Raw genomic sequence first — 6,000 nt, 5'->3', positions numbered from 1 at the left:
TTTCTCGTCGCATCGATCAGTGGCGGGCGAGCCCGGCCTCGATGGCGGCGATGATGCGCGGGCGCATCTCGACGGTGCTGATGATGGCGTCCACCGAACCCACCTCGACGGCGCGCTGGATGTTGTGCACGCGGTCGAACTCCGCGGCCACCTCACCCAGCTTCTCCGCCCGCACCGAGAAGCGCAGTTCGTCGCGCTCCGCGGTCAGGATGGCGCGGTCGGTGCCGGAGGCGTTCGCCGCGCGCAGCTCGAAGTCGCGCACCCGCGGGTCGGCCTCGGTGCGCGCGCTGACCTCGCCCGAGAACACGACCGCCGCGGCGGGGGCGCCGCCCAGCACGGAGGCGAACGAGCCCTCCAGCGCCAGCACGGTCATGCTCGGGTTCAGGGTCTTCGAGAACACCACGAAGGCGCCGCCGTGGTAGCGGGAGATCACGCAGAACACGATCGGACCGTCGAAATTGACGATGGCCCGGCCGATCTCGGCGCCGTACTCCAGCTGCACCTTGCGCATCGACTCCGGCGAGCCGTCGAAGCCGGACAGGTTGGCCAGCACCACCAGCGGGCGGTTGCCGCTGGCCGCGTTGATCGCCCGCGCCGCCTTCTTCGACGACTGCGGGAAAAGCGTTCCCGCCGTGTAGGTGTCGGGCCCGTCGGTGGCGGGGAAGCCGCGCCGCCCCACGCTCTTGGACTCGATGCCCAACAGGCACACCGGGATTCCACCCAGCCGCGCGTCGAAGACGACGGAGGTCTCGGCGTCGGCCATGCCCGCCCACCGCTCCAGCACCTCGTGGTCCTGGTCGGCCAGCGCCCGCATCACGGTGCGAATGTCGAACGGCTTCTTGCGATCCGGGTTCGCGGCGGACGAGAAGATCTCCCCGACGGTCGCGAAGTCGCTGCCCTCCAGCACGTGCGGGAAGTCGGAGACGTCACGGTCGATCGGGTCGGCGGTCCGGCCGCGGCGCGGACCGTCCTCGCCGGGCACCACGTACGAGAAGTCGTAGTGCGCCATCAGGATGTCCCGCGCGGCAAGCAGATTCGGCGCCCAGTACTGGGCCTGGCCGTTCGGGCCCATCACGCGGTCGTAGCCGCCGATGCCGAAGTTGTCCTCGGCCGAGACCGCGCCAGAGAAGTCCAGCGCCTGCTTGCCGGTCAGCACCATCGCCGACTCCGGCGTCATCACCAGGATGCCCTTGGTGTGCATGAGCATGGTCGCCTCGGCGTTCCAGTACGGCTGCGCACCGACATTGATGCCGTTGACCACGATATTGATCTCGCCGCCGGCCTGGGTGAACTCGACGATCCGCTTGAGCGCGGCCGCCACCCAGTCCATGTTCTCGGTGCCCGACTTCATCGAGATGCGGGCGCCCGAGGACAGCGCGTACCACTCCAGCGGCACCCGCAGCGACTCGGCCAGATCGATGGCCGCGATCACCCGGCGGCACTCCGGCTCCGACAGCGCGCCCAGCGACTTCGTCGGGTCACCCAGCAGGGCGACACGCATGACACCGGCCGGATGCTGCGGGGTCGGGGTGGTCACCACACCGGCCACCAGCGCCGCGCTGTTGCGGCCCTTGGGCCGGTCCACCGGCACCAGGGTGTGCGAGGCGTCGAGGTCGTACTCGGTGAAATCACCCAGCAGACCGGTCAATTCGTACGGGTAGACGGTGTTGCGGCTACCCGCGCGCAGCACCTTCTGCCGGTACTCGTCGAGCGGCTCGACCGCGTCGTCGGTGCGCTCACCGACGCTCACCTGGACACCGCCGGTCGCGTCGAAGGAGACGCGCACCGCGATCTTCTCCAGCTGACCGGTCTGCGGATCACGCTGGCGGGCGATGAGCAGGATCTCCTCGAGGCCAGCGCCCGCCGTCATCGGCAGCACGTGCCCGGCGATCACCGTCTCCAGCTCGCTGCGGGTCACATCCACCACCGGCCAGATGTACATGACGATCCGGTTGGTGTTGAACCGCTTGTTCGACGGCCGCTGCGCCTGGGCGCGGCGGATGGAGTCGAGGCAGGTGGCGATGGTGCTCTCCGCGGTGGGCAGCACCAGCAGGCGGCCGTCGTGCTCGCGCAGCGCGGCCAGGTCACGGACCTGCGCGAACGCGATCAGGCGGTCGTCGGCCGGGTTCTCCTTGGCCACCGCGCGGAACAGGTACACCTCTTCGTCGTCCGAGGACGGCAGGCGAGTGAGGTCGAACTTGCGCAGCCGGCGCATCTGCATGCGCTGGGCGATGTACGGGTGCAGACCGCGGATCAGCCGCTCCTCCGACATCCCCGTGGTCGCGGGCCGGAAGGTGAAGTGGTGGTGCATGACCGAGCCACCGCTGCCCGCCACCGTGCAGGTGATCCGGTGCACCTGGCTCGGAAGCGGCTGTCCGGCAAGCGCTTCCTGCAGCGCCACCGCCATCGCCTCGAAGTCCTCCGGCTGCTTCTCCCAGCTGAGGTAGACGTCGGCCTCGACGGACGAGCAGTCACGCGCCACCTCGGCCAGCCCGCGCAGCACGGTGTCGAGCGCGTCGAAGCTCACCGCCGCCGACACCAGGTTCACGCCCCGGCGCTCGGCGATGACGAAACGCTGCCCGTTCGACTCCTCGGTCCGCACATCGGTGAGGTCCTTGTTGCCGTAGTAGCGCCGCGTCAGCACCTCCAGCATGGCGGTGTTGTCGGTCCTGCCGCGCACCAGGCGCTGACCCAGCAGACGCACCAGCGGCTCGGTCGCCCGCACCATGTCCGCGATGCGGTCGGTGCGCTCGGCCGTATCCGGCTGGGCGTCCAGGAAACTCAGGTGCTTGCGCACGGTGGTGTACACCCGGGCGCGGTTGCGGCGCAGCAGCGGGTGGGCGTACCAGGCGTACGCCACACCACGCGCGAGGTCGGCCAGACCCGGGAACCGGAACTGCGTCGCGGTCACCAGGCGCTCCAGCGCCAGACCGGCGGGCTCGCGCAGCGCACGGTCCGGCACCGGCTCGCTCAGCCACTCGCGCAGCAGCGCGGTGATGACGGTGACCGTTCCAGCCGGCCGCTGCTGGGCCAGGAAGATGCGGAAGACCGCCGCCTCCAGGTCGGACGAGCGATCCAGCTCGGCGACACCGTAGTGCGCGAACGCCGCGCTCAGATCCGCCCGATACGACTCGGGCAGCCCGGCCCGCTCCACATCGAGGCTCTGCATATACGTGTGGAAGAACTCGCGGGCGCTGTGCACGTGGCCCTGCGAGCCGTTGTCCTCCCAGGACCGGTTGTGGCTCAGCTCGGCCAGATCCGCGAAGACCTGCACCAGCTCGACTTCCTCGGCCAGCGGTCGGCGGTTGTCGGCGACGGCCGCCCGGCGCACGGCCAGGTAGTCGTCGAGCACCCGCTGCTCGTCGTGCGGGTCCACGTCGAAGCCCAGCAGCAGGCTGCGCAGATCCTGCAGGCTGCGGGTCAGGCCCTCGTGCGGCAGGACCGGCGCGGGCGCACCCGGCAAGTCCAGCTCGACGGTGGCGGCCGGAGCGGCGTTCTCGGTCTCGGCGTCATCGGCGATCGGCTCCAGCCGCAGCAGCGGCGCGCCGGTCTCCACCTGGGAGCCGACCGCGACCGCGCTCTCCTTGAGCCGGGCCCGGAACGGCGCGCGCAGTACGGTTTCCATCTTCATGGACTCCAGCACCAGCACGGGCGCGCCCGCCTCGACCTCGTCGCCGACGGCCAGCGGGGTGGCGACCACCAGCGCCGGTGCGGGGGAGCGGACCACGCCGCCCTCGTCGCGGCTGATCCGGTGCGTGACGCCCTCGACGTCGACCAGGGTGACCGGTCCGTGGGTGCCGGTGACGACCCGGAAACGGCTGCCGTTCACCACGATCTGGCCGGTGTGCCGGTCGAAACGCTCCAGATCCACGTCGGCCGAACGCATATCGCCGCCGGCCTCGATCCCGATCCGGAAGCGGTGCGCGCCGATGCGCGCGACCCGCACCCGGTAGGCGGCGCCGCGCAGCTTCAGGTCGTGCGGGCGGCCGCTCTCGTGCTGCACCTGCGGACGGCCACCGGCCGCGGTGGACAGCAGGCGCTCGCGCTCGGCCCGCTCTTCCTCCTCGTAGGCGTCGATGGCGGCCACGGCCACCGCGATCGCCGAGTGCCGGTGCGAGACCAGGCGGCCCTGCGCGCGCACGCGGTCGATCCAGCCGGTGTCGGCGCTGCCGTCGATCACCTCGGGCTGCTCGAGCAGATCGAGCACGAAACTCTTGTTGGTGGAACCGCCTTCGATGACCACGCGGGTCTGCGACATGGCGCGGCGCAGGCGGCCCAGCGCCTCGTCGCGGTCACGGCCGTAGGCGATGATCTTCGCGATCATGGAGTCGAAGTCGGCGGGGATCGTATCGCCCTCGCTGACACCGGTGTCCACGCGAATGCCGGGGCCGGCGGGCAGATCCAGGCGGGCGATCCGGCCCGGGGCGGGCGCGAAGTCGCGGTCCGGGTCCTCGGCATTGAGCCGGGCCTCGATGGCGTGGCCGCGCTCGGCGGGCGGCTGACCCTCGAGCTTGCCGCCGGAGGCCACGTGCAGCTGCGCGCGCACCAGGTCGAATCCGGTGGTGGACTCGGTGATCGGGTGCTCGACCTGCAGACGGGTATTGACCTCGAGGAACGCGAACAGCTCGTCGCCCGGGTGGTACAGGAACTCGACCGTCGCCGCGCCGCGGTAACCCACCGCGATCGCCAGCCGCTCGGCCGAGGCCTTCAGCTCAGCGGCCTGCTCGGGACGCAGCACCGGCGAGGCCGACTCCTCGATGACCTTCTGGTTGCGCCGCTGCACTGAGCAGTCGCGCACGCCCAGCGCCCACGCGGTGCCCTGACCGTCGGCGATCACCTGCACCTCGACGTGGCGGGCGCCGGTGACCAGACGCTCCAGGAACACCACGCCGCTGCCGAAGGCGCGCGCGGCCTCCTGCCGGGTCCGCTCGTAGGCGTCGACCAGCTCGTCGGCATTGGTGATCATGCGGATACCGCGACCACCACCACCGGCGGTGGCCTTCAACATCAGCGGGTAGCCGATGTCCTCGGCCGCGGCCAGCGCGGCCTCCACGGTATCGACGCCGCCGCGGCTCCACGGCGCGACGGGCACGCCGACCTCCTCGGCGATCAGCTTCGCGCCGATCTTGTCACCGAGCTTGCGCATGGCCTCGGGGCTCGGACCGATGAAGGTCACCCCGATCTGCTCGCACAGTTCGGCGAAGGCCGGATCCTCGGCCACGAAACCCCAACCGACCCACGCCGAATCGGCGTTGGTCGCCTTGAGCGCCTGCTCGAGCGCCTTCAGATCCAGGTACGGGCGCGCCGCGGCGGGCCCGAGGTCGTAGGCGACGTCGGCTTCACGGACGAAGGTCGCGTTGCGATCCACATCGGTGTGCAGCGCGATCGTCTGGATCTGCTGGCCGGTCTCGGCCGCCAGATCCCGCACAGCGTGAATGAGGCGTACCGCGGCTTCACCGCGGTTCACAATGGCAATACGGCTGAACACCCGTCAGCTCCTTTATGTTGCGAAGGCCCGGTCGGGCAGCGTTTGGACTGCCGGTCACCGGTAGTGTGCACGTCTGCTGCTCTCGATACCACCGCGGTAGGGGGTTACTCGTACGTATCGTGGGCAAAGCGTCATCCGGGGCCGTGACTGTGGGAGGCGATCAGAGTGGCCGACATCCTCGACGTACTGCACTCGCGTTGGGCGGAATCCGCGGCGGAGGCCATCTTGACCGGCCAGGAACACCCGACGCTGACCCTCACCACCCATGAGGTGGTGGACCTGATCGCCCAATTCGCGGCCCTGCGGCACGCGGTCGACGGCGCCGCCGCGTCCTTCGAACGAATTCGCGCGGCGCTGGACCAGCACACCGCGCACCCCGAAGCCCAGGCTCGCCAAGCCGCCAGCATCGCGCGGCACGCCGCCGAAACCCTGGCGCGCCGCGATCGGGACGTGGCCTGAACCGGAGTCGGGATCCCGAACCAGTGTGGTGAGGCCAGGGTTTCCCCACCTCG

The 6,000-nt window shown here is 70.5% G+C and carries 2 protein-coding genes; one reads left to right on the top strand and one right to left on the bottom strand.

Going from position 1 to position 6,000, the window contains the following annotated elements; translation table 11 throughout:
- Positions 1-16: 16 nt before the first annotated feature.
- A complete protein-coding gene (locus ACFV4K_RS21840; protein WP_379277205.1) occupies positions 17-5,488 on the bottom strand; it encodes a carboxyl transferase domain-containing protein in 5,472 nt (1,823 codons plus the stop codon).
- A 165-nt stretch (positions 5,489-5,653) separates the two neighbouring features.
- Here ACFV4K_RS21840 and ACFV4K_RS21835 point away from each other — a divergent pair, with 165 nt between their 5' ends.
- Positions 5,654-5,947, top strand: a complete 294-nt coding sequence (locus tag ACFV4K_RS21835) for a hypothetical protein (protein ID WP_379277204.1) — start codon at positions 5,654-5,656, stop codon at positions 5,945-5,947.
- The last annotated feature ends 53 nt before the right edge of the window (positions 5,948-6,000 follow it).

The organism is Nocardia sp. NPDC059764, from assembly GCF_042732555.1.
Taxonomy (GTDB): Bacteria; Actinomycetota; Actinomycetes; order Mycobacteriales; family Mycobacteriaceae; genus Nocardia.
This window is presented reverse-complemented; position numbering and strand designations above follow the sequence as displayed.